Annotated in this window: 17 protein-coding genes and 1 other RNA gene; 8 read left to right on the forward strand and 10 right to left on the reverse strand. The window is 64.9% G+C overall.

Annotation, left to right across the window (positions count from 1 at the left end):
• The first annotated feature begins 74 nt into the window (after positions 1 to 74).
• From FYJ91_RS01055 to FYJ91_RS01065, 3 genes are all read left to right on the forward strand, one after another.
• Positions 75 to 659, forward strand: a complete 585-nt coding sequence (locus tag FYJ91_RS01055; protein ID WP_149520433.1) for a nitroreductase family protein — start codon at positions 75 to 77, stop codon at positions 657 to 659.
• Positions 660 to 698: 39 nt separating this feature from the next.
• Positions 699 to 1,043: a GntR family transcriptional regulator gene (locus tag FYJ91_RS01060; RefSeq protein ID WP_149520434.1), complete on the forward strand. Its 345-nt coding sequence runs from the start codon at positions 699 to 701 to the stop codon at positions 1,041 to 1,043.
• A 161-nt stretch (positions 1,044 to 1,204) separates the two neighbouring features.
• Entirely contained in the window at positions 1,205 to 2,140 is a 936-nt protein-coding gene (locus FYJ91_RS01065; protein WP_149520435.1) for an L-threonylcarbamoyladenylate synthase, read from the forward strand.
• Between the two features lie 305 nt (positions 2,141 to 2,445).
• Here FYJ91_RS01065 and msrA read toward each other — a convergent pair whose 3' ends face one another.
• The 5 genes from msrA to FYJ91_RS01090 form a co-directional block, all read right to left on the reverse strand.
• Complete coding sequence (gene msrA / locus FYJ91_RS01070; protein ID WP_149520436.1) at positions 2,446 to 2,991, reverse strand: peptide-methionine (S)-S-oxide reductase MsrA; 546 nt, start codon at positions 2,989 to 2,991, stop codon at positions 2,446 to 2,448.
• A gap of 165 nt (positions 2,992 to 3,156) precedes the next feature.
• Positions 3,157 to 3,399, reverse strand: coding sequence for a DUF2171 domain-containing protein (locus FYJ91_RS01075; protein WP_149520437.1), 243 nt, complete (start codon positions 3,397 to 3,399; stop codon positions 3,157 to 3,159).
• 50 nt (positions 3,400 to 3,449) lie between these two features.
• An RNA gene (rnpB, locus tag FYJ91_RS01080) (RNase P RNA component class A) lies at positions 3,450 to 3,827 on the reverse strand.
• Positions 3,828 to 3,873: 46 nt separating this feature from the next.
• A complete protein-coding gene (gene glpX, locus FYJ91_RS01085) occupies positions 3,874 to 4,836 on the reverse strand; it encodes a class II fructose-bisphosphatase (RefSeq protein WP_149520438.1) in 963 nt (320 codons plus the stop codon).
• An 80-nt stretch (positions 4,837 to 4,916) separates the two neighbouring features.
• Positions 4,917 to 6,209, reverse strand: a complete 1,293-nt coding sequence (locus FYJ91_RS01090) for a homoserine dehydrogenase (protein WP_149520439.1) — start codon at positions 6,207 to 6,209, stop codon at positions 4,917 to 4,919.
• Between the two features lie 136 nt (positions 6,210 to 6,345).
• Between FYJ91_RS01090 and FYJ91_RS01095 the strand changes: the two genes are divergently transcribed.
• Entirely contained in the window at positions 6,346 to 7,215 is an 870-nt protein-coding gene (locus FYJ91_RS01095) for an alpha/beta hydrolase (RefSeq protein WP_149520440.1), read from the forward strand.
• Here FYJ91_RS01095 and FYJ91_RS01100 read toward each other — a convergent pair whose 3' ends face one another.
• On the reverse strand, positions 7,216 to 7,599 hold the full coding sequence (locus FYJ91_RS01100; protein ID WP_149520441.1) for a RidA family protein: 384 nt from the start codon (positions 7,597 to 7,599) through the stop codon (positions 7,216 to 7,218).
• 133 nt (positions 7,600 to 7,732) lie between these two features.
• On the opposite strand from FYJ91_RS01100, the gene FYJ91_RS01105 reads away from it, so the two are divergent.
• On the forward strand, positions 7,733 to 8,920 hold the full coding sequence (locus tag FYJ91_RS01105) for a GGDEF domain-containing protein (protein WP_149520442.1): 1,188 nt from the start codon (positions 7,733 to 7,735) through the stop codon (positions 8,918 to 8,920).
• Here the strand turns inward: FYJ91_RS01105 and FYJ91_RS01110 are convergent.
• From FYJ91_RS01110 to FYJ91_RS01125, 4 genes are all read right to left on the reverse strand, one after another.
• Positions 8,893 to 9,246: an ArsC family reductase gene (locus FYJ91_RS01110; RefSeq protein ID WP_149520443.1), complete on the reverse strand. Its 354-nt coding sequence runs from the start codon at positions 9,244 to 9,246 to the stop codon at positions 8,893 to 8,895. The two genes, FYJ91_RS01105 and FYJ91_RS01110, sit on opposite strands and share 28 nt — an antisense overlap.
• Before the next feature lie 88 nt (positions 9,247 to 9,334).
• Complete coding sequence (locus FYJ91_RS01115; protein WP_149520444.1) at positions 9,335 to 12,076, reverse strand: TonB-dependent receptor; 2,742 nt, start codon at positions 12,074 to 12,076, stop codon at positions 9,335 to 9,337.
• A 264-nt stretch (positions 12,077 to 12,340) separates the two neighbouring features.
• A complete protein-coding gene (locus FYJ91_RS01120; RefSeq protein ID WP_149520445.1) occupies positions 12,341 to 13,648 on the reverse strand; it encodes a sensor histidine kinase in 1,308 nt (435 codons plus the stop codon).
• Positions 13,638 to 15,029 (reverse strand): sigma-54-dependent transcriptional regulator, encoded by a 1,392-nt coding sequence (locus FYJ91_RS01125; RefSeq protein WP_149520446.1) that lies wholly within the window; start codon positions 15,027 to 15,029, stop codon positions 13,638 to 13,640. The genes FYJ91_RS01120 and FYJ91_RS01125 overlap by 11 nt, the downstream gene beginning before the upstream one ends.
• A 174-nt stretch (positions 15,030 to 15,203) precedes the next feature.
• Between FYJ91_RS01125 and FYJ91_RS01130 the strand changes: the two genes are divergently transcribed.
• From FYJ91_RS01130 to FYJ91_RS01140, 3 genes are read left to right on the forward strand one after another with little or no spacing between them, the layout of a single operon-like run.
• Positions 15,204 to 16,514, forward strand: a complete 1,311-nt coding sequence (locus FYJ91_RS01130) for an efflux RND transporter periplasmic adaptor subunit (RefSeq protein WP_149520447.1) — start codon at positions 15,204 to 15,206, stop codon at positions 16,512 to 16,514.
• A gap of 13 nt (positions 16,515 to 16,527) precedes the next feature.
• Complete coding sequence (locus FYJ91_RS01135; protein WP_149520448.1) at positions 16,528 to 17,208, forward strand: ABC transporter ATP-binding protein; 681 nt, start codon at positions 16,528 to 16,530, stop codon at positions 17,206 to 17,208.
• Between the two features lie 26 nt (positions 17,209 to 17,234).
• Complete coding sequence (locus tag FYJ91_RS01140) at positions 17,235 to 19,739, forward strand: ABC transporter permease (RefSeq protein WP_149520449.1); 2,505 nt, start codon at positions 17,235 to 17,237, stop codon at positions 19,737 to 19,739.
• Positions 19,740 to 19,772 lie beyond the last annotated feature (33 nt).

Here is a 19,772-nt window from a genome sequence, read left to right on the forward strand (position 1 = left end):
CAGCAAACTAGGCACGTCGCGACGCGCTGTGAAGCCGGTTGTTGCAGATCGGTGGCATTGATAGAGACGGCGTCATGTTCAACGACCTCTCCAGCACCGCCGCTCTGCTCGCCACGCGCCGCTCAGGCAAGGCGCGCGACCTCGCCGCGCCCGGCCCCGACGACGCGCAGTTGCGCCAGATTCTGGAGGCCGCGATGCGCGTGCCCGACCATGGCAAGCTGGCGCCGTGGCGCTTCGTGGTGGTCCCGCTCGACCGGCGCGATGCCTTCGCCGCGATGCTGCGCACCGCCTATCTCAAGGCGACTCCGGGCGCCGGCCGGCTCGAACTCGAAGCGATGGATCAGTTCGCCCAACAGGCGCCGACGATGGTCGCGATCCTTTCCACCCCCGTCGCCGGCAGCAAGATCCCGGTCTGGGAACAGGAATTGTCGGCGGGTGCTGCCTGCATGACCATGCTCGTCGCGGCACACGCGCAGGGATTCGCGGGCAACTGGCTGACAGCGTGGCCCGCCTTCAACGAGGACGTCCTCGTCTCACTGGGCGGAAAACCCAATGATCGCATCGCCGGTTTCGTGTTCATCGGCACGCAGATCAAGCCACTCGAGGAGCGCCCCCGTCCGACGTATGAAGCTGTCGTTTCGACGTGGAAAGGTGGATAGCGGTTGACGCGGCGTGCTGTGTTAGCACAGTGTCACGGCATGAGTTCGCAAGATCGCCCCGTCTATCTCCGCCTGCGCGATATCATCGCGGAATCGATTCTCGACGGCGTTTACGGAGACGGTGATGCCCTGCCCTCGGTGCGGGCTTTCGCGGCACAGCATGGCGCGAACCCGCTGACGGCTGCGAAGGCCTACCAGGGTTTTCAGGACGAAGATCTGGTCGTCGTCCGCCGCGGCGTCGGCATGTTCGTCGCCGAAGGTGCCAGCGAACGCCTCCGCCGAGAGGCGCGCGCGCAGTTTCTCGACGAACAATGGCCCCGCGTGGTCGATCAGATGCGCCGCCTTCGCATCGAGCCCGCCGAGTTGCTCGACAAGGTCAGCTGACGTCCTCTCACTCTCCTCGTCATTGCGAGGAGCCGAAGGCGACGCGGCAATCCAGTCCGCACATGAGAATGTCGCGAACCTCGCCTAGCTCGGGCCTGGATTGCTTCCCCGGGTCAAGCCCGGGGTCGCAATGACGAGTGCAGGATGATAGCGGGCAGGCAATGATCACCCGCACCCTCCCCGCCACCGAAGACGCCATCGCCCAAGCCGCGCGCCTGATCGCCGCGGGCGAAATCGTCGCGGTGCCGACCGAGACCGTCTATGGCCTCGCGGGCGATGCGACCTCGGGCGAAGCCGTCGCCGCGATCTACGCCGCCAAGGGACGCCCCAGCTTCAATCCTTTGATCCTCCACGTCGCCGATCGCGTTATGGCCGATCGGATCGCCGCCTTCGCCCCCCTCGCCAATCGCCTCGCCGACCGTTTCTGGCCCGGCCCGCTCACAATGGTCCTGCCGCTGCGTGACGGCGCCCCGATCGCCAGCCTCGTAACGGCCGGCCTGTCCACCGTCGCGATCCGCATGCCCGCCCATCCGGTGATGCGCGCGCTGATCGCCTCGGCCGATCGCCCTCTCGCCGCGCCCTCCGCAAATGCCAGCGGATCGATCAGCCCCACCCGCGCGGAACATGTCGCCCGCACGCTCGACGGCCGGCTGCCGCTGATCCTCGACGCAGGTGCGACCGAGGCCGGCGTCGAATCCACGATCGTCGCGGTCGAGAGCGACAGCCTCCGCCTCCTCCGCCCCGGCCCGATCACGGCCGAAATGCTGGCCGAGTTCGCGCCAGTCGACACGGCAGAAAGCGGCGCGATCGAGGCACCCGGCCAGCTTGCCAGCCATTACGCCCCCTCCAAGCCCGTCCGGCTCGACGCGACCACGGCGAAGGATGGCGAATATCTGATCGGTTTCGGCCCGGTCGCGGGCGATGTCTCGCTGTCCGCTGCAGGCGATCTCCAGCAGGCCGCTGCGCGCCTGTTCGATCTGCTTCACATTGCCGATGCATCCCCGGCCCCCGCCATTGCGGTCGCCCCCATCCCGCACGACGGCCTCGGCGCGGCGATCAACGACCGCCTGAACAGGGCCGCCGCACCCCGGCCTTGATATTGTTCTCTTTTTGTTCTATTGGACTCGGATGCCTTCGCCCCGAATCCGTTAACTTACCTTCTCGCCGAGTCCGTTAACTTACCTTCTCGTCATTGCGAGCGCAGCGAAGCAATCCAGGCCCGCAGAAGAGAGGTTCGCGACCATCTCTAGTTCGTGCCTGGATTGCTTCGTCGCCTTCGGCTTCTCGCAATGACGATCACAAGTCGCAAATTCACTATATCGAAAGCCACAAAGGCCGCGAAAGCCGCAACCATTGTGGCTTTCGCGGCCTTCGCCACGGCTAATACGCTGATATAGATCGATCAGGCGGTCGCGGCGTTCTTCAGCCGGTTCGCATAACTCTTACGGAATTTCATTAGCTTGGGCGCGACCACGGCGACGCAATAACCGTTGTTCGATCCTTCGCGGGCGAAATATTCCTGGTGATAGTCCTCGGCGATATACCACGGCGCATCAGGTTCGATTGTCGTCACGATCGGACGATCCCAATCGGGCCGCGCTCGCTCGATCGCGGCCTTGGCTTCGGCTTCCTGCTCGGGCGAATGCGGGAAGATCGCACTGCGATATTGTGTGCCGACGTCATTGCCCTGGCGGTTGAGCTGGCTGGGATCATGGACGTGGAAGAAGATGTCGAGCAGTTCGCCATAGCTGATCACCTCCGGATCGAATGTGACCCGGATCGCCTCAGCATGGCCCGTCGTGCCGCTGCAAACCGCTTTGTAGGTCGGATCGGGCACGTGCCCGCCGATATATCCGCTTTCGACCGATTTGACGCCGATCACGTCGTCATACACGGCCTCGACGCACCAGAAGCACCCGCCTGCGAGCGTCGCGATCTCTTCCGCCATCACCTGATCTCCTTTGGTGCAGAAGATAAGGGGTGGTCGGAAAGATACAATCGCCCCACACGCTCGTCATTGCGAGGAGCCGCTTGCGGCGACGCGGCAATCCACTCCGAACTGCGGAATGGATTGCTTCGCTACGCTCGCAATGACGGATCTTGCGGGAAGGCGTCAGGCTTCTTCTTCGAACGTCACCGCCACGTCGCCATTGGCGGACAGGCGCACCTTGTTGCCCTCGACACCCGCGACGAGGCCGCCCGAAATATAATGATGATGGCCCTTGTGGCTGCCTTCGCCGCTGTCCTTCTTGGTCAGCTTGATGCGATCACCGTCGACATGGTCGACCGTGCCGACATGGACGCCATCGGCCCCGATGACTTCGAAATGCTCTTTGATGCTCGAAAGATCGGCCATGCGTCGTCTCCTTTGGAATGGGAGACGGGGAAACGCGCGAGACGGAGAAAAGCGCCAGAGGATCTGTAAGCCGGGTTTTGTCCACCGCCCGAGGGCGGATGGGCGATCATTCCTCTAGGACCGCGCTCGCACACGGCCTCCAGCAATCAACCCGGACGACCGGGCGGAGTAGCCCATATGCCGTCCCTATTCGATCTTGCTCCCGGTGGGGTTTACCATGCCGTTCCCGTTACCGGGCCCGCGGTGCGCTCTTGCCGCACCCTTTCGACCTTACCCGGACCCGTGAGGGCCGCCGGGCGGTCTGCTTTCTGTGGCACTGTCCCTGGGGTCGCCCCCGCCGGGCGTTACCCGGCACCGTCACTCCTTGGAGCCCGGACTTTCCTCCCCGGAAGCCATAAAGCCGCCGCGGCGATCGCCCGATCCTCTGGCGCCGGGCGGCTGTAGCGCCCGGCCCCGAGAGGTCAAGCTCTTAGGTCAAGCCTTGCGGTGTTCACCACGAACGCGGCGCACGGTGCCCGACGACGCGCGCATCACCACGCTCTCGGTCGTGATGCAGCCCTTGCGGATCTTGACGCCGTCGAGGAACGAACCGTCGGTGACGCCGGTCGCCGCGAAGATCGCATCGCCCTTCACCAGATCGTCGAGATCATAGATGCGGTCGAAGTCGGTGACACCCCACTTCTTGCCGCGCGCCTTCTCTTCATCGTTGCGGAAGATCAGCCGACCCTGGAACTGACCGCCGACGCACTTGAGCGCCGCCGCCGCCAGAACGCCTTCCGGCGCGCCGCCCGATCCCATGTAGATGTCGATCGTCGTATCAGGATTGGTGCACGCGATCACGCCCGCAACGTCGCCGTCGGGAATGAGCACGACGCCGCAGCCAAGCGACCGCAGTTCGGCGATCAGCTTTTCATGGCGCGGGCGGTCGAGAACGCAGGCGATGATCTCGTCGGGCTGCACGCCCTTGGCAGCGGCCAATGCCTTGACGTTCTCCGACGGGGTCTTGGCGAGGCTGACGATGCCCTTTTCGTAGCCCGGCCCGATCGCGATCTTGTCCATATAGGTGTCGGGCGCGTTGAGCAGGCCACCTTCCTCCGCGATCGCCAGCACCGCGAGCGCGTTCGGATAGGCCTTGGCAGTCAGCGTGGTGCCTTCGAGCGGATCGAGCGCGATGTCGATCTTCGGGCCTTTGCCGGTGCCGACCTTCTCGCCGATGTACAGCATCGGGGCTTCGTCACGTTCGCCCTCGCCGATCACGACGGTGCCGTCGAAGTCGAGTTCGTTGAACGCGGCGCGCATCGCTTCGACCGCGACATGGTCGGCGGCCTTCTCGTCGCCGCGACCGACCAGCTTGGAGGCGGCTATAGCGGCGGCCTCGGTCACGCGCACCATTTCGAGAACAAGAACTCGATCGAGCGCGTTACCTGCCTTACTCATAGCGAAAAGCCCCTTTAAACTGGCGTGGAAGTCCGAGCGATTAGGACACGCCCGTTACAATGTCGAGAAGCGCGCCGCGCTTATTCTTCCAATATGTGCATCAGCATCGGCGAAGCGACGAGGCTTTGCGATCCTTCGAGCCGCTCGAGCGCCTGCGTGACCGATTTTTCGGGCGCGACGTGGGTCACGATCGCGATCAGCACGTTGCCGTCCGCCGCCGCCCCACGCTGGATCAGGCTTTCGATCGATACGCCGGCGTCGCGCATCGCGGCAGCGATTTCGGCGAGCACGCCGGGACGATCGGCGACGGTGAAGCGCAGATAGACGCGGCCGCGTCGATCGTCGGCCGAAGCCGGCTCGGCGCGGCTGAGTGCTGCAACCGGCATTGCGAAGGCCGGGCCGGTCTCGCCACGCGCGATGTCGATCAGATCGGCGACCACGGCGGAGGCAGTCGGCCCCTCACCCGCGCCGCGGCCCTGGAAAAACAGCCGGCCGACGAAATTGCCGTGCGCGACGACGGCGTTGAGCGAGCCCGAGACATGCGCGAGCGGATGGCTCAGCGGCACCAGGCAGGGGTGGACGCGCTGGAACAGTCCCTTGGTGTTCGCTTCACCCTGCCCGACCAGGCGGATGCGGAAACCGAGAGCGGCGGCTTCCTTGATGTCGGCGGCGATGACGTGGCGGATGCCGGTAATCGCGACATTCTTGAAATCGACTGCGGTGCCGAAGGCGAGGCTGGCGAGGATCGCCAGCTTGTGCGCCGCATCGACACCGTCGATGTCGAAGCTCGGATCGGCCTCGGCATAGCCGAGCCGCTGTGCTTCGGCGAGGACGTCGGCGAAGTCGCTGCCCTTCTCCTCCATCTCGGTCAGGATATAGTTGCAGGTACCATTGAGGATACCGAAGACCTGCGCGATCTCGTTGGCGGCCGCGCCTTCGCGCAGCCCCTTGATCACCGGGATGCCGCCGGCAACCGCTGCTTCATATTTCAGCGCGACGCCGCGCTGTTCGGCCAGGCCGGCAAGCTCGAGGCCGTGATGCGCGATCATCGCCTTGTTCGCGGTGACGAAGGGCTTGCCCGCCGCCAGCGTCTCACGCGCCAGCGTCAGCGCAGGGCCATCCGACCCGCCGATCAACTCGACCACCACATCGACGTCGTGAGCGGCTGCAAGCGTGGCGGCATCGTCGACCCAGGCGAAGCGGTTGAGATCGAGCCCGCGATCGCGTGTCCGATCGCGCGCCGTCACCGCGACCACCTCAATCGCGCGCCCCGCGCGACGCTCGATAAGCTCGCGATTTTCGTCGAGCAGCTTGACGACGCCCCCACCGACGGTGCCGAGCCCGGCGAGCGCGACCTTGAGCGGTTGGGACATATGGAGGAGCCTTTCTGCTTCGAATCTTCGGCGGCTTGTTAGAGGCACATGCGAAGAAAGGCCACGCCCCTTCCCTCCACAACCAATTCACGCCATCAGCCGTATCTGACGGGGTGAGCCGAATAGCATGCGGGGAATGATGCGCTTAACATTGATCGGGCTGGCGGTGCTGGTCGTCGGCACCCTGATTGCGGGTGCCTGTTCGCCGCTCAAGACCTTCGACGCCATCCTGCCCAAGGATGGCGGCAGCCGCGAAGTCGCGACCAATGTGCCCTACGGCGTAGGCCCACGCCGCACGCTCGACATATATGCGCCGCGCGACATGCCCGCTGGCAAGCCGAAGCCGGTGATCTTCTTCATCTACGGCGGATCGTGGGCAAATGGCACCAAGGATGGTTACGCCTTTGCCGGCCGCGCGCTGGCGGCATCGGGCTTCGTCGTGGTCATCGCCGATTACCGGCTGGTACCCGAAGTCTATTTCCCCGGTTTCCTGCAGGATTGCGCCGCCGCCTTCCATTGGACGGTCGCGAATATCGGCCGTTATGGCGGCGATTCGGGCCGGATCGTCCTGGCCGGCCATTCGGCGGGTGCCTACAATGCCGCGATGCTCGCGCTGGACCCGCAGTGGCTGGGCGATGATCGCGCGGCGGTGAAAGGCTTTGCGGGGCTTGCCGGTCCCTATGATTTCTTGCCGCTCGATGGCCCGATCCCGGTCAAGACGTTCGGGCAATGGCCCCGCCTGGATGAAACGCAGCCGATCCATTTCGCCGCCGCTTCCGCTCCGCCGATGCTGCTGCTGCACGGGTCGAAGGACGATACCGTGTGGCCCAAGAACTCGATCAATCTCGACCGGCGGCTGCGCGAACTGGGCGCTCGTTCCGAACTGAAGGTCTATGAAGGTACGGGCCACGTAGGCATCGTCACCGCGCTGGCCAAGCCGTTTCGCGGCAACGCGCCAAGCCTGGCCGACGTCACCGCGTTCGCGCATCGCGTAGCGGGGAACTGATCAACGGCGGCGCAGCACGGTCACCTCGATCTCGATCTTCATCTCGGGCTTGATCAATCCCGTGACAAGGCATGTCGCCGCTGGCCGGATTTCGCCGAACGCCTTCCCCAGCACCGGTACCACTGCATCCCAATAAGCCGCGTCGGTGATGTAATAGGTCGCGCGCACGACATCCTCCAGCGCAAAGCCGCCTTCGGTCAGCGCAGCCGCGATGACGGCGATAGCGTTGCGCGCCTGATCGGCGACATCGGCCGGCATGATGCGGGTTTCGGGATCATAGCCGGTCGTCCCAGCGACGAACGCCCAGTCGCCGTCGACCAGTGCCCGGCTGTAGCCAGCCTGTTTCTCAAAAGGAGATCCGGACGAAATCAGGCGACGGCTCATCAGTTGTTCCCAGAAAGAGACGAATCGATTGCAGATTCGCCTTAACCTACGACGTGACGGGCACAATCCCGATTGAGTAGCGCGCGATGCGCATTATGACGGGCGAAGCATCTTGGGGGCTGCATAGACACACGTGTCGACCGATTTCTTCATCCTGACGATCCTGTTGATGGTCAACGTGCTGGTGGCGACCGCATTGCTGCTCGCTGCGCGCAGCCTGGGGCAGCCGCTTGTCGCGCGCCTGCTTGCGGCGGCGTTCTGCTGCAATGTCGTCATGTATATTGTCGACGTCCTCTACCTCGCGCTCTTTCGCGACAGCGTGGCGCTGCTGTGCCTGCTCAATGCGCTTGGTACGCTCGGTACGATGTTTGCGGCGGCCGGAATGCGGGTACGGGTCGGTTTGCCGCCAAAGATCTGGATCTACGCGGCGGTGCAGGTGCTGACACTCGCGCTGACGCTCTATTTCTCGCTGGTCGACCCAAACAAAGGCGCACGCGGCGCCATCGTTCCGCTCCTGGCGTCGAGCATGATCGTCTGGGGCACCGCCGCCATGTGGCGTCCCGGCCGGAAGCTGTTGCTGGGCGAGCGGCCGATGATCGTCACCAGCCTTCTCATGGTAACCACCGAGACGATCGGCGGCGTCGCACTGTTCCTGCGGGGACGGGAGCCGGACGCATTCCTCGAAAACGTCTATATGTTCGTCGTGTTCATTGGCTTGCCGGCGATGACCGTCGCGCTCGGCATGTTCGCACTGTATCTGCTGGCGAGCGACCTGGCCGATCGGCTCCGTCGCACCGCCGAGACGGACTCGCTGACGGGCGCGCCCAATCGCCGCGCGATCGAGGCAACTGGCCGGCGCGTGATCGACGAGGCCCGCACCGCCGGCACGCCGCTGTGCGCGGCGCTGTGCGATCTCGATCAGTTCAAATATATCAACGATCGCTTCGGCCATGCGCTGGGCGACGAGGTGTTGTGCAACATCTCGCTCTTGTTCGAACGGCATGGTTCAAAGCCACTCCACGGCCGCTACGGCGGTGAGGAATTCCTGCTGTTTTTCCCGGGCCGCGACCTGACCGACGTGCATGGCGAGGTCGAAAACCTGCGGCGCGACGTGATGGCGCTCGCGATCGCCGGTCTGCCGATCCAGATCACCGCGAGCTTCGGCCTAACTCAGCTCGCGCCCCTCGATACGCTCGCGACCCTGATCAAGCGCGCCGATCAGGCGCTTTATGCATCGAAGCAGACGGGCCGCAACCGGACGACCACTGCCGATATGCCTCCCGCCCGCGCCCGTCAGGAACTCGCCAGCTCGCGCGCGTAAATGTCGGGCTTGAACCCGACGATCAGCTTGCCGTCGGCATCCAGCACGGGTCGCTTGATCATCGAAGGCTGCGCCACCATCAGCGCGATCGCCTTGTCGCGGTCGATCCCCGCCTTGTCGGCATCGGGCAGCTTCTTGAAGGTCGTGCCCGCCTTGTTCAGCAGCACGTCCCAGCCCACGACATCGGCCCAGCGACCGAGCGTCGCGGCATCGACGCCCGACGCCTTGTAATCGTGAAAGTCATAAGCTTTGCCCTGATCGGCGAGCCAATCGCGCGCCTTCTTGATCGTGTCGCAATTCTTGATGCCGTACATGGTGATGGTCATGGGCGTCCTCTCACAGTCGCCGCCTTCAGACACGAGAAAGGCCGCCGCTGCAATCGCAACGACGGCCCATCTACTCGGCAGGCGAGGCTTAGAATTCGACGCTGAGATCGAGGCCGAAGCTGCGCCGCTCGACGAAGGTGCCGCCCGCCGATATGCCGTAGAAGGCGAGGTAAGACAGGCCGTGCTTTTCGTTGAACATGTTGCGGACGTAGCCCGAGATGCGCCCCTTGGTGCCGCCGATCGGAACATCGACCAGCGAGATGCGCGCATTCGCCAACCAGAAGCCGCCGAGACGTCCGTTCTTCACCAGAAGATCGGTGTAAGTCTGCGTGCTCGCCGCGACGTCCGCCGCCGTTGCGGTGGGCAGGCCGTAAAGCGCCAGCAGTTCGCGCGGCAGACCCAGCGCCGGGGTCGTCGGAATGGTCTGCGCTTCGTAATGCGAGCGGTAGTTCGCATCGAGGCGGATCGACAAATAGGCGTCACCGATGATCGGCTGCGTATCGTACTGGACCGAACCCTGCAGCGTCCATTCGGGCGCGATCGGCTTGCCCGGCGCGACACCCGCGAAGGGCGAAGCGAAGGTCTGCTTGGCGTAACCGACGCTGCCGTTGAGCGTCAGCCCGTCGATCGGCGCGGCGGTCAGTTCGGCCTCGAAGCCCTTCACCTTGGCCGAGCCGAGGTTGAGCAGCTGCGTGGCCGTCACGTTCGTGATCGCCGTCTGACCGGGCAGGACCACCGGGATCGGCGAGGTGCGGTTGAACTGCGAGTTCTTGCTCGACTGATAAAAAGCCGCAGTGTTGAAGCGGACCTTGCGATCGAACAGTTCCGACTTGAAGCCGATTTCGCCGGCCTTGGTCGTTTCCGGTTCGAACGGCACGTTGCGGATCGCGCCGCCGGCCAGATAGGCGGTCGCATAACGTGCATAGATGTTGGCATCGCGCGAGAAGTGATAGGTGATCGTGCCGTCGTAGGTGAACTTGTCGAACTTCTGCCGCAGGAAGGCCGACACCTGTTGACGGCCCGGCTGCACCAGCGGATCGGCATCGAGGAAGTTCGCCATGAACTGCGGGATGCTGCCCGTCTTCTCATCCTTGGTGTAGCGGCCGCCCAGCACGATATCGACCTGCTCGACGGGCTTCACCGTCAGGCGCCCGAAAATCGCCTGCGATTCCGAAGTCGAGTGGTTGTAATCGCCCGCCAGCGTCGAACCGATGCCCCAGTTGTTCAGACCGCCATTGGGCTGGATCACCGGAATGCCGTTGGTGCCGTTGAGCGCGGCGATGATGCCGCCCGGCGAGGTCGCATTAGCGTTCGAACCGAACTGATAGGCGAACCCCTTCTCCTTGAAGTAATAAAGGCCGACCAAGTAATCGAGCCATTCGGTCGCGCTGCCAAAGCCCTGCAATTCCTGCGAGAACTGGCGCTGCTCCTGCCCCTGGAAGGCATAGCCGAGCGGAAACAGGGTGTTCTGCCCGGCGGGGAAGCGCGACGCGGGATACAGCGCCGGGTTCACCGCAGTCAGGAACTCGTTCATCAGCGTGAACTGGCCGCCATCGCCATTCTGCTGCACCTGGGTCTTCAGGTTGCGATAGGCCGTGATGCTCTTCACGGTCAGATAATCCGCCGCTTCGTAGTTGAGCGTCAGATTGTGGCCGTAGGACCGGATCAGCGCCGGCGCGGTATAAGGCTCCGCCTTGGCGCCCGGACGGCGGAAGCCGAGCGAGAAGTCCTGCGCGCCGACCGAGTCGAAATTGCCGCGAATGCCACCAACATTGGTGATCGTGCCGGGGCGCGAGATGACGCCGTTGGTGAAGCCCGGCGTGGTGATCGATCCCGCGCCGCACTGGTTCACGCTGCCGCCCAGCGCGATCGCCGCCGCCACGCAGCTGCCGCCGCGCGAATAGCCTTGGATATTCTGGGTGGCGTTGGCTTCGAGCTGGTGATTGTAATCGAACTTGTAATCGGCGGTCAGGCCGTCGATCCCTTCGTAGCGCGCAGCCACGAACACGTTATCGCTGTTCAGATAACCGAAGCTGCTCGCCGCCTTCTTCGGGGTGTAGGCGAAGTTGAACGCATCGCTCGCCGGCGTGGTGGCCGTCGCGGCGACCGCCGGTACACTGATCAGCACCGGGCCCGGACGGAAGCCTGCAGCGCGGTTCTTGAAATCGCCTTCCCGTTCGTCGTGCATATAGCTGACGCGCAGCGACAGGCCGTTGAACTCGGGGAAGTCGACCGTCGCGCGATAGCGGCGGCGATCGCGGCTGCCGAGGCCGGCTTCCAGCGTGGCGCCGAACTTGCCGGTCGGGTTCGCGGTCACGATGTTGATCGAGCCTGCGGTCACGTTACGGCCGAACAAAGTGCCCTGCGGACCTTTAAGCACTTCGATGCGCGAGATATCGGGCAGGTTGAAGCTCTGCCCCTGCGAACGCGCCAGATAGACGCCGTCGAGATAGACGCCGACGCGGCTGTCCAGGCCGATGCGCGGCAGGCTCTGCCCATTGACGCCGCGGATCGCGACCTGACCACCGCCGGGGATCGAGGTCTTGCCGGTGATCAGGTTCGGCACCGACGCGCCCAGATCCTGCACCTGGCTGATCCGGTTGTCGTTCAGCGTCTTGGCGTTCATCGCCGTGATCGACAGCGGCACGTCCTGCAGGCGTTCCTCAACGCGACGCGCGGTGACGACGATGTCCTGCAGGCCGCCCTGCGGCGCTTCCTCGGCGGCCGGCTCGACGGCGGCGTCCTGCGCGAAAGCGGGAATGCTCAAGCTCGTCGCCAGCGCCATCGCGGAGACGCGCGCAACCTGAAGCTGAATCGAAAATTTGCCCATGAAACCCTCTCAAAACCAGATGAAGTCTCGCCTGTGCCGGCGATGTTGCGCGCCTGAATCGACGCTTCACAGGGATGGGACGCGCTGGGACAGCCGCCCGCGCCGATCGTCATCTCTCTCCAGAACCCGAGTATTTTCCCGGCTTTTCACCGCTTGGGCGGCAGGCGCGCTGCTATGACGAAGCCGTGACGGAGCGACCAACGACTTTTGGGAACCGGGTTAAACGCATTTTTGCATCACGCACCGCACAAATGGCGATAGCGGTCAGACGAGGATTTCGATGCTCGTTCCGTCCGGGCCGCTGTGGCGCAGCGCGACGGTGCCGCGATGCGCGGTGACGATGCGCCGGACCAGGCTCAGGCCCACGCCGGTTCCGGTCGCCTTGGTCGTGAAGAAGGGCAGGAAGATGTCGTTCGTCAGGTCGGGCGGAATGCCCGGTCCGTTGTCGCCCACCGTGATCGCGATGCCGGCCGCGCCGCGCGCGATGGTCAATCCGATCTGTGGCGACCGCCCTGCGCCAGAAGCTGCCTCGGCGCCGTTCTTCATCAGGTTGAGCACCGCCTGCGCCATCAGATCGGGATCGAGATCGAGCATCAGATCGTCGGGTGCGACCGACACTGTGAGCCCCGCCCCCTCGCCTTCGGGCGTCGCCGCGAACAGCCGCCCCATCTCCTCGGCCCAGCCCTTCGCGGCGAAGCGGCACGGATGGATGACCGGCGATCGGATGAAGGCGCGATAGCCCTCGACAAAGTGCATGATCCCTTCGGACCGGCGCGCCACCGTCTCGATCGCCATGCGCGCATCGGCCAGATCGGCGGGCGCAGCCGCCATCAGCGACGCGGCCGACCGCGCGAGCGACGTCACCGGGGTCATCGAGTTCATGATCTCATGCGTCAGCACGCGGACCAGATCGGCTTGCGCGCTCATTTCGACAGCATCGATCTCGTTATGGAGCGGCTGGATCGCCAGCAGGCGCAGCGGGCGGCCGAGGCGGTGAAGCGGGGTCGCAAGCATCGACGCCCGCTGCGGCCTGCCATCGATCGACACGATCCCAAGCCGCCGCCCCCGTCCGTGCAGGGCCGCCACCAGATCGTCGCCGAAGCCCGCAAAATCCGCGATCCGGACGGCGTCGGTATGGAACAGCTTGCGCGCGGCGCGATTAACAAGCTCGACCCGATCCTCGTCGATCACCAACAACGCGACCGGCGCCTCGTCGACCAGGGCCGCGTGAAATCGCCCCGCATCGGTCGCCGCGGCGCGTTCGTCACGCAGGGTGCGGATCGCGGCATCGAGCTGACGCCCCAATATCTCGAAGCCCCCGCCCCTCCGCCCGGTCGAAAAGCCCTGCGACAGATCGCCGTGCATCAGCGCCTGCACGAAGCGCGCGACCTCGACATTGGTGCGGCGGACATAGGCCCACAGGCTCGCCACCGCCGCGACCAGCAGGAGCGCCGAGAGGATCGCAGTGGCGGCCAGCGATTGCGACACGCTGCCCACCAACGCGAACATCGTCGCCCCGATCGCGCCGAGCCGCAGCGCGACCCCGGCCGAGAAGCTGCGATCAAAGCCCATGCTTTTCCATGCGCCGATAGAGCGAACCGCGCGTCAGGCCGAGATCGGTCGCGGCGGCCGAGATATTGTAAGCGTGCTTCTTGAGCGCACGTTCGATCATCTGGCGCTCGGCGCGCTCCAGGTTGAAATCGCCCGTCTCGGCCGAAATGCTCTCGGGCGCGATGCGGACAGGCGTCGCCCCGCGCGCCAGCGGGAAGTCGGCCAGTTCATAGGCATCGCCCTGCGCAAGGATCACCGCACGTTCGGCGGCATGGCGCAACGCGCGAACATTGCCCGGCCAAGCATGCTCCTGCAGCGCCGCGATCAGATCGGACGGCAGTTCGCGTTCGGGCGCGTCATAGCGACGCCGATAGATATCGATGAAGTGCGCGAGCAGCAGCGGGATATCCTCGCGCCGATCACGCAGCGGCGGCAGATGGATCTCGACCGTGTTGAGCCGGAACAGCAGATCGGCGCGGAAAGCGCGTTCGTCGGTCAGCCGGTCGGGTGCGACATTGGTGGCGGAGACAACGCGCACGTCGATCGGCACAGGCCGGTTCGCGCCCACCGGCGTCACCTGCCTCTGTTCGAGCGCGGTGAGCAATTTGGGTTGGAGATGGAGCGGCAGATTGCCGATTTCGTCGAGGAACAATGTGCCGCCATCGGCCGCCTGCAGCCGCCCGACCCGATCCGCGCGCGCATCGGTGAAGGCGCCCTTCACATGACCGAACAGCTCGCTGTCGATCAGGTTTTCGGTCACGGCACCCATATCGACCGACACCATCGCGGCCGATGCCCGGCGCGAACGATTGTGGATTTCGCGCGCAACCAGTTCCTTGCCGGTCCCGTTCTCGCCCAGGATCAGCACATTCGCCTCGGTCGGCGCCGCGCGTTCGATCAGCGAATGGACGTGGCGCATCGCGGGCGACGTGCCGAGCAGAGGCGTCGCCGTCGCCGCTGCGCTCAAGGTCGCGAGCTTCGCGCGCTCGACCCCGGTGGCGCGGCGCGAGCGGCGCAGGCGCGCGGCGGTGCTGACCGTGGCGACCAGACGCTCGTTGAGCCACGGCTTCGACACGAAATCGGTCGCCCCGCGCTTCATCGCCTCGACCGCCATCTGCACCCCGGCATGCGCGGTGATCAGCACAACCACCGCGTCGGGATCGGCCTTGACGATCCGGTCGAGCCACAGAAAGCCCTCGCTCCCGTCGGTCGCCCCGCGCGCGAAATTGGCGTCGAGCAGGACGACGTCCGGCGATCGTTGGGCGACAAGACGCAGCCCCTCCTCGGGAACCGGCGTCGTCAGCACCTCGGCAAAATGGTCGCGCAGCGCCAGGCGCGCGGCGAGCAGGATGTCCTGATCGTCGTCGATCACCACCGCCAGATCGAACCGGCCATTCGCCATCAATTCCCCCATATCCCCAGCATGTCCGATTTCGGACAGTCGCGAAAGGACGACTGTTCGCTTTCGGACATCGCCACTGTCCGAAAACGGACAGCGCAGGCGAGTGCGCTTCGACGAAAGGCTTATGCCGCCTGACCAGCAGCAAGTGGCACGGCGCTTGCGTAATAATTCGGCATGACCGTTCTCCGCATGAAATCCGAACCGCAGAGCAGCGCCCCGACCGGCGGCAGCATGGACCGCGTGATCGAAAAGCGTGGCCTTTCGACGCGCACCAGGATCATCGCCGGCGGTGTGGCCGCGCTCCTGCTGCTGATCGGCGCCTGGTGGTTCGCACCGCGCGGGGAAAGCCAGACGGTCGATGCGAGCCGCCTGACCGTCTCGACGGTGAAGACGGGCACCTTCGACGATTTCCTGCCGCTCCGGGGCCGCGTAACCCCGCTCCTCACCGTCTATCTCGACGCGGTCGAAGGCGGCCGGGTCGAAAAGATTTTGGTCGAGGATGGCGCGACCGTGACGAAGGGGCAGCTTCTCGCCGAACTCTCCAACGCCGATCTCCAGCTCTCCACGCTGGCGCGCGAAACCGAGGTGGCCGAGCAGCTCAACAATCTGCGCACGACCGAACTCAACTTGTCGCGCAACCGGCTGGAGAATGAGCGCAATCTGATCCAGGCCGATCTCGACGCGAACAAGGCGAAGCGGCAATATGAGATCCAGCGCCCGTTGGCCGACAAGGGCTTCGTCGCCGGCCGCACCTTCCGCGATACCACCGACGACTATCAGTATCAGCTGAAGCGCAACCGTGTGCTGCGTGAGGCGCAGGCGACCGACGAGCGGCTCCAGACCAGCCAGCTCGCCCAATTGCGCGCCACCGCCAACTCGCTCCAGTCCGCGCTCGCGATCGCGCGCGGCAATCTGGAACAGCTGAAGCTGCGGGCGCCCGTCGCGGGCCAGCTCACCGCCTTTTCGATCCAGGTCGGCCAGTCGATGAGCCGAGGCGAGCGGATCGGGCAGATCGACAGCCCCGGCCGCACCAAGATCGTCGCCGGCGTCGACGAATTCTACCTCGGCCGCGTCGAACCGGGCCAGATCGCCACGATCGAACGCGACGGCAAGCCGTATCGGATGAAGGTCGCCAAGATCTATCCGCAGGTGAAGAATGGCGAGTTCGAGGTCGACCTGTGGTTCCTGGGCGCCGAGCCCGAGGGCATGCAGCGTGGCCAGACGATCCAGACCCGGCTGACGCTGGGCGACCCGAGCCGCGCGCGGCTGATCCCCAACGGCAGCTTCTACAACGACACCGGCGGCAGCTGGGTGTTCGTGGTGGCGCCCGACGGCAAGAGCGCGGTGCGTCGCGACGTCCGCCTCGGCCGCCGCAATTCCGATTTCATCGAGGTGCTCGACGGGCTCGATCCCGGCGAGAAGGTGATCACCTCCTCCTATTCCGGCCTCGTCGACAAGACCGGCCTCGACATCAAGCGCGACTGAGAAGGAACCCCTTATGCTGACGCTGCGCAATCTTTCCCGAACCTACCGCACCGACACGGTCGAAACCGCCGCGCTCGACGCGATCGATCTCGACATCGCCGCGGGCGAGTTTGTCGCGATCATGGGGCCGTCGGGCTGCGGTAAATCGACCCTGCTCAACATATTGGGTCTGCTCGACAGCCCCAGCAGCGGTTCGTACCTGTTCCATGATCAGGAAGTCGCCGGCCTTCCCGAAGCGAAGCTGGCCGACGTGCGCAAGCGCCATGTCGGCTTCATCTTCCAGAGCTTCAACCTGGTCGACGAGCTGACGGTACGCGAGAATATCGAGCTTGCCCTCCTCTACCACGGCATCTCCGCCGCCGACCGGCGCAAGCGCGTCGCCGCCGCGATGGACCGCGTCGGCATCGCCCACCGCGCCGATCACAGGCCCAGCCAATTGTCGGGCGGCCAGCAGCAGCGCGTCGCCGTCGCCCGCGCGGTCGTCGGCAAGCCCGATCTGATCCTGGCCGACGAGCCGACCGGCAATCTCGATACCCAGCATGGCGAGGAGGTGATGGGCATGCTTCAGGCGCTCAATCGCGACGGGGCGACGATCGTGATGGTCACGCACTCGCCGGCGCATGCCGACTATGCAAGCCGCGTCGTCAACATGCTCGACGGCCGCATCCTCGTCGAACGCCGCCGCGCGGCCTGAACGTCCGGACAAAGGGGAACGGAGCCATGTGGCGCAACTATCTGACCGTCGGCATCCGGGCGCTCGCGAAGAACCGCGCCTATGCCTTCATCAACATCCTGGGTCTGGCGATCGGCATGGCGGCCTGCCTGATGATCCTGCTCTTCGTCCGGTACGAGCTGACCTATGACGCGACGCTGCCGGGCGTGGAGAAAGCCTATCAGTTCCAGTCGCATTACAAGAGCTCGCAGACCGGCGCCGAGATGAACCTGCAGATGTCGTCATACATCGCAGGGCAGCGGTTCCAGAAGGACTTCCCGCAGGTCGACAAGCTCGTTTACGCGCTGGGCGGCAGCCCGGTCGTGATGAAGGATGGCGAAGCGACCCCAACCGAGGATGTCCTGCTGGTCGACGGCAATTTTTTCGACGTGCTGCGCTTCCCCTTCCTGCGCGGCAACCCCGCGACTGCTTTGAGCAACGCCGGATCAATCGTGCTGACCGAGAGCGAGGCCCGTAAATATTTCGGTTCGATCGACGTTCTGGGCAAGACCCTGACGCTCACCGCGCGCGCCGGCCGCACGATCGACTATCGCATCACCGGTGTTACCGCCGACACGCCCAAGAACAGCGCGATCAAATATACGATGATCGGCCGCGTCGACATGGCGAGCTATTGGGCGGACATTCCCGAATTTCTCGACAGCTGGGGCTGGCAATCGGGCTGGGTATTCCTGACGCTGCGGCCGGGAGCCGATCCCAAGGTGATGGAAGCGCAGCTCCCTGCGTGGGAGAAGCGCAACATCCCCAACGAGACGCTGGGCGGGCTGACCACCAACCAGGGCGACGATCAGGACTGGCATATCGTCAATATCCGCGACGTCCACCTAGGCAAGGCGCAGGCCGGTTCGATGACGAACGGCAATGATCGCGGCACGGTCATCACCTTCGGCGTGATCGCGCTGCTGATCCTGGGCATGGCGTGCGTCAACTTCACCAACCTCGCGACCGCCCGCGCCGGTCAACGCGCCCGCGAAGTCGCGCTGCGCAAGGTTCTGGGCGCGAGCCGACAACAGCTGATCGCGCAATTCCTCGCGGAATCGATTCTGATGTCGGGCATCGCGATGCTCGTCGCGCTCGCGATCGTGGAAATTTCGCTCCCCTGGTTCTCGTCCTTTCTGAAGGCGAACATCCAGCTTCAGTATTGGGGGCTGGACGGCGTGATCCTGCCGATGATCTTGCTGGTTCTGGTCGTCGGTCTGGCCGGTGGGCTCTATCCGGCGTTCATCCTGTCTGGTTTCCAACCTGCGCGCGTCCTGAAGGCCAATAAGTCGAGCGCGGACGCCCAAGGATCGGGTCGGCTGCGTTCGATCCTGGTGGTCGGCCAGTTCGCCGTGTCGATCGGGCTGATCATCTGCACCGCGATCATATACGGCCAGACGATCTACGCGCAGACGAGCGATCCGGGTTTCCGCCGCGACGGCATCCTGCAGATCCCCAATGTGGGCCGCATTCGCGACCACGGGGCGCGGCGCGCGCTGGTCGACGAGATCAAGCGCATCGACGGCGTCGTCGCGGCAGCGACCACCAGCATCGGCGTCAACACCCGCAACAGCAGCAACCGCGGGTTCCAGATCGACGGACGCAACGATCCGATCGAACTGGGCACCTATGCGATCGATCCGGACTTCTTTGCGGCCATGGGCATGCAGCGCGTCGCAGGGCGCAATCTCGATCGCAACCGCCCGATGGACGACGCCACCCTGCCCTTTCCGTCGCAACCCGCCGCCGATGCGGCCCTCAACCAGCGCGGTCTGAACGTCGTGATGAACGAACTGGCGGTGAAACGGCTCGGCTTTTCCGATCCGCAGGCGGCAATCGGCAAGACCGTCCGGACATCGATGGTCGATCTGAAATACGGGCCGACGCCGGTCACGATCGTCGGCGTCTTCAACGATACGCGTTTCCGGTCGGTCCGCACGCCGATGGAACCGATGATGTTCTACCGCGATCAGGGCGGCGACGATTATGTGGTCGTGCGCTATTCGGGCGACCCCCAGGCGGTCAACAACCGGATCGAGCAGCTGTGGAAACGCAGGGCCGCGACGGTGCCCTATCAAGCACGGTTCAGCGAGGAGATCGTCGGCAAGCTCTACGAAGCCGAAACGGCGCGCGCGCAGATCTTCGCATCCTTCGCGATCCTCGCGGTGATCGTCGGCTGCCTGGGCCTGTTCGGCCTCGCCAGCTTCACCGCCGAACGCCGCACCAAGGAAATCGGCATTCGCAAGGTGCTGGGCGCGCGGACGCGGGACATCGTCCAGTTGCTGGTGTGGCAGTTCAGCCGCCCGGTGTTGATCGCCAATCTGATCGCCTGGCCGATCGCGTGGTGGGTGATGCGCGACTGGCTCAACACGTTCGACAGCCGGATCACGTTGACCCCGGTGCCGTTCGTGATCGCGGGCGCGATCGCACTCGTGATCGCTATCGGTACCATATCGGCCCACGCCGTCCGCGTGGCGCGCGCCAACCCGATCCACGCGCTGCGATACGAGTAAGGAACGGGCGTCGCCAGCGATGGCGGCGCCCTT

The organism is Sphingomonas montanisoli (genome assembly GCF_008274695.1).
Lineage (GTDB): Bacteria > Pseudomonadota > Alphaproteobacteria > Sphingomonadales > Sphingomonadaceae > Rhizorhabdus > Rhizorhabdus montanisoli.

What these genes read in the sequence shown, in the direction of transcription:
- FYJ91_RS01055 (WP_149520433.1), top strand. Translation starts at nt 75, where the DNA reads ATGTTCAACGACCTCTCCAGCACCGCCGCTCTGCTCGCCACGCGCCGC.
- FYJ91_RS01060 (WP_149520434.1), top strand. Translation starts at nt 699, where the DNA reads ATGAGTTCGCAAGATCGCCCCGTCTATCTCCGCCTGCGCGATATCATC.
- FYJ91_RS01065 (WP_149520435.1), top strand. Translation starts at nt 1,205, where the DNA reads ATGATCACCCGCACCCTCCCCGCCACCGAAGACGCCATCGCCCAAGCC.
- msrA (WP_149520436.1), bottom strand. Translation starts at nt 2,991, where the DNA reads ATGGCGGAAGAGATCGCGACGCTCGCAGGCGGGTGCTTCTGGTGCGTC.
- FYJ91_RS01075 (WP_149520437.1), bottom strand. Translation starts at nt 3,399, where the DNA reads ATGGCCGATCTTTCGAGCATCAAAGAGCATTTCGAAGTCATCGGGGCC.
- glpX (WP_149520438.1), bottom strand. Translation starts at nt 4,836, where the DNA reads ATGAGTAAGGCAGGTAACGCGCTCGATCGAGTTCTTGTTCTCGAAATG.
- FYJ91_RS01090 (WP_149520439.1), bottom strand. Translation starts at nt 6,209, where the DNA reads ATGTCCCAACCGCTCAAGGTCGCGCTCGCCGGGCTCGGCACCGTCGGT.
- FYJ91_RS01095 (WP_149520440.1), top strand. Translation starts at nt 6,346, where the DNA reads ATGATGCGCTTAACATTGATCGGGCTGGCGGTGCTGGTCGTCGGCACC.
- FYJ91_RS01100 (WP_149520441.1), bottom strand. Translation starts at nt 7,599, where the DNA reads ATGAGCCGTCGCCTGATTTCGTCCGGATCTCCTTTTGAGAAACAGGCT.
- FYJ91_RS01110 (WP_149520443.1), bottom strand. Translation starts at nt 9,246, where the DNA reads ATGACCATCACCATGTACGGCATCAAGAATTGCGACACGATCAAGAAG.
- FYJ91_RS01115 (WP_149520444.1), bottom strand. Translation starts at nt 12,076, where the DNA reads ATGGGCAAATTTTCGATTCAGCTTCAGGTTGCGCGCGTCTCCGCGATG.
- FYJ91_RS01120 (WP_149520445.1), bottom strand. Translation starts at nt 13,648, where the DNA reads ATGGGCTTTGATCGCAGCTTCTCGGCCGGGGTCGCGCTGCGGCTCGGC.
- FYJ91_RS01125 (WP_149520446.1), bottom strand. Translation starts at nt 15,029, where the DNA reads ATGGCGAATGGCCGGTTCGATCTGGCGGTGGTGATCGACGACGATCAG.
- FYJ91_RS01130 (WP_149520447.1), top strand. Translation starts at nt 15,204, where the DNA reads ATGACCGTTCTCCGCATGAAATCCGAACCGCAGAGCAGCGCCCCGACC.
- FYJ91_RS01135 (WP_149520448.1), top strand. Translation starts at nt 16,528, where the DNA reads ATGCTGACGCTGCGCAATCTTTCCCGAACCTACCGCACCGACACGGTC.
- FYJ91_RS01140 (WP_149520449.1), top strand. Translation starts at nt 17,235, where the DNA reads ATGTGGCGCAACTATCTGACCGTCGGCATCCGGGCGCTCGCGAAGAAC.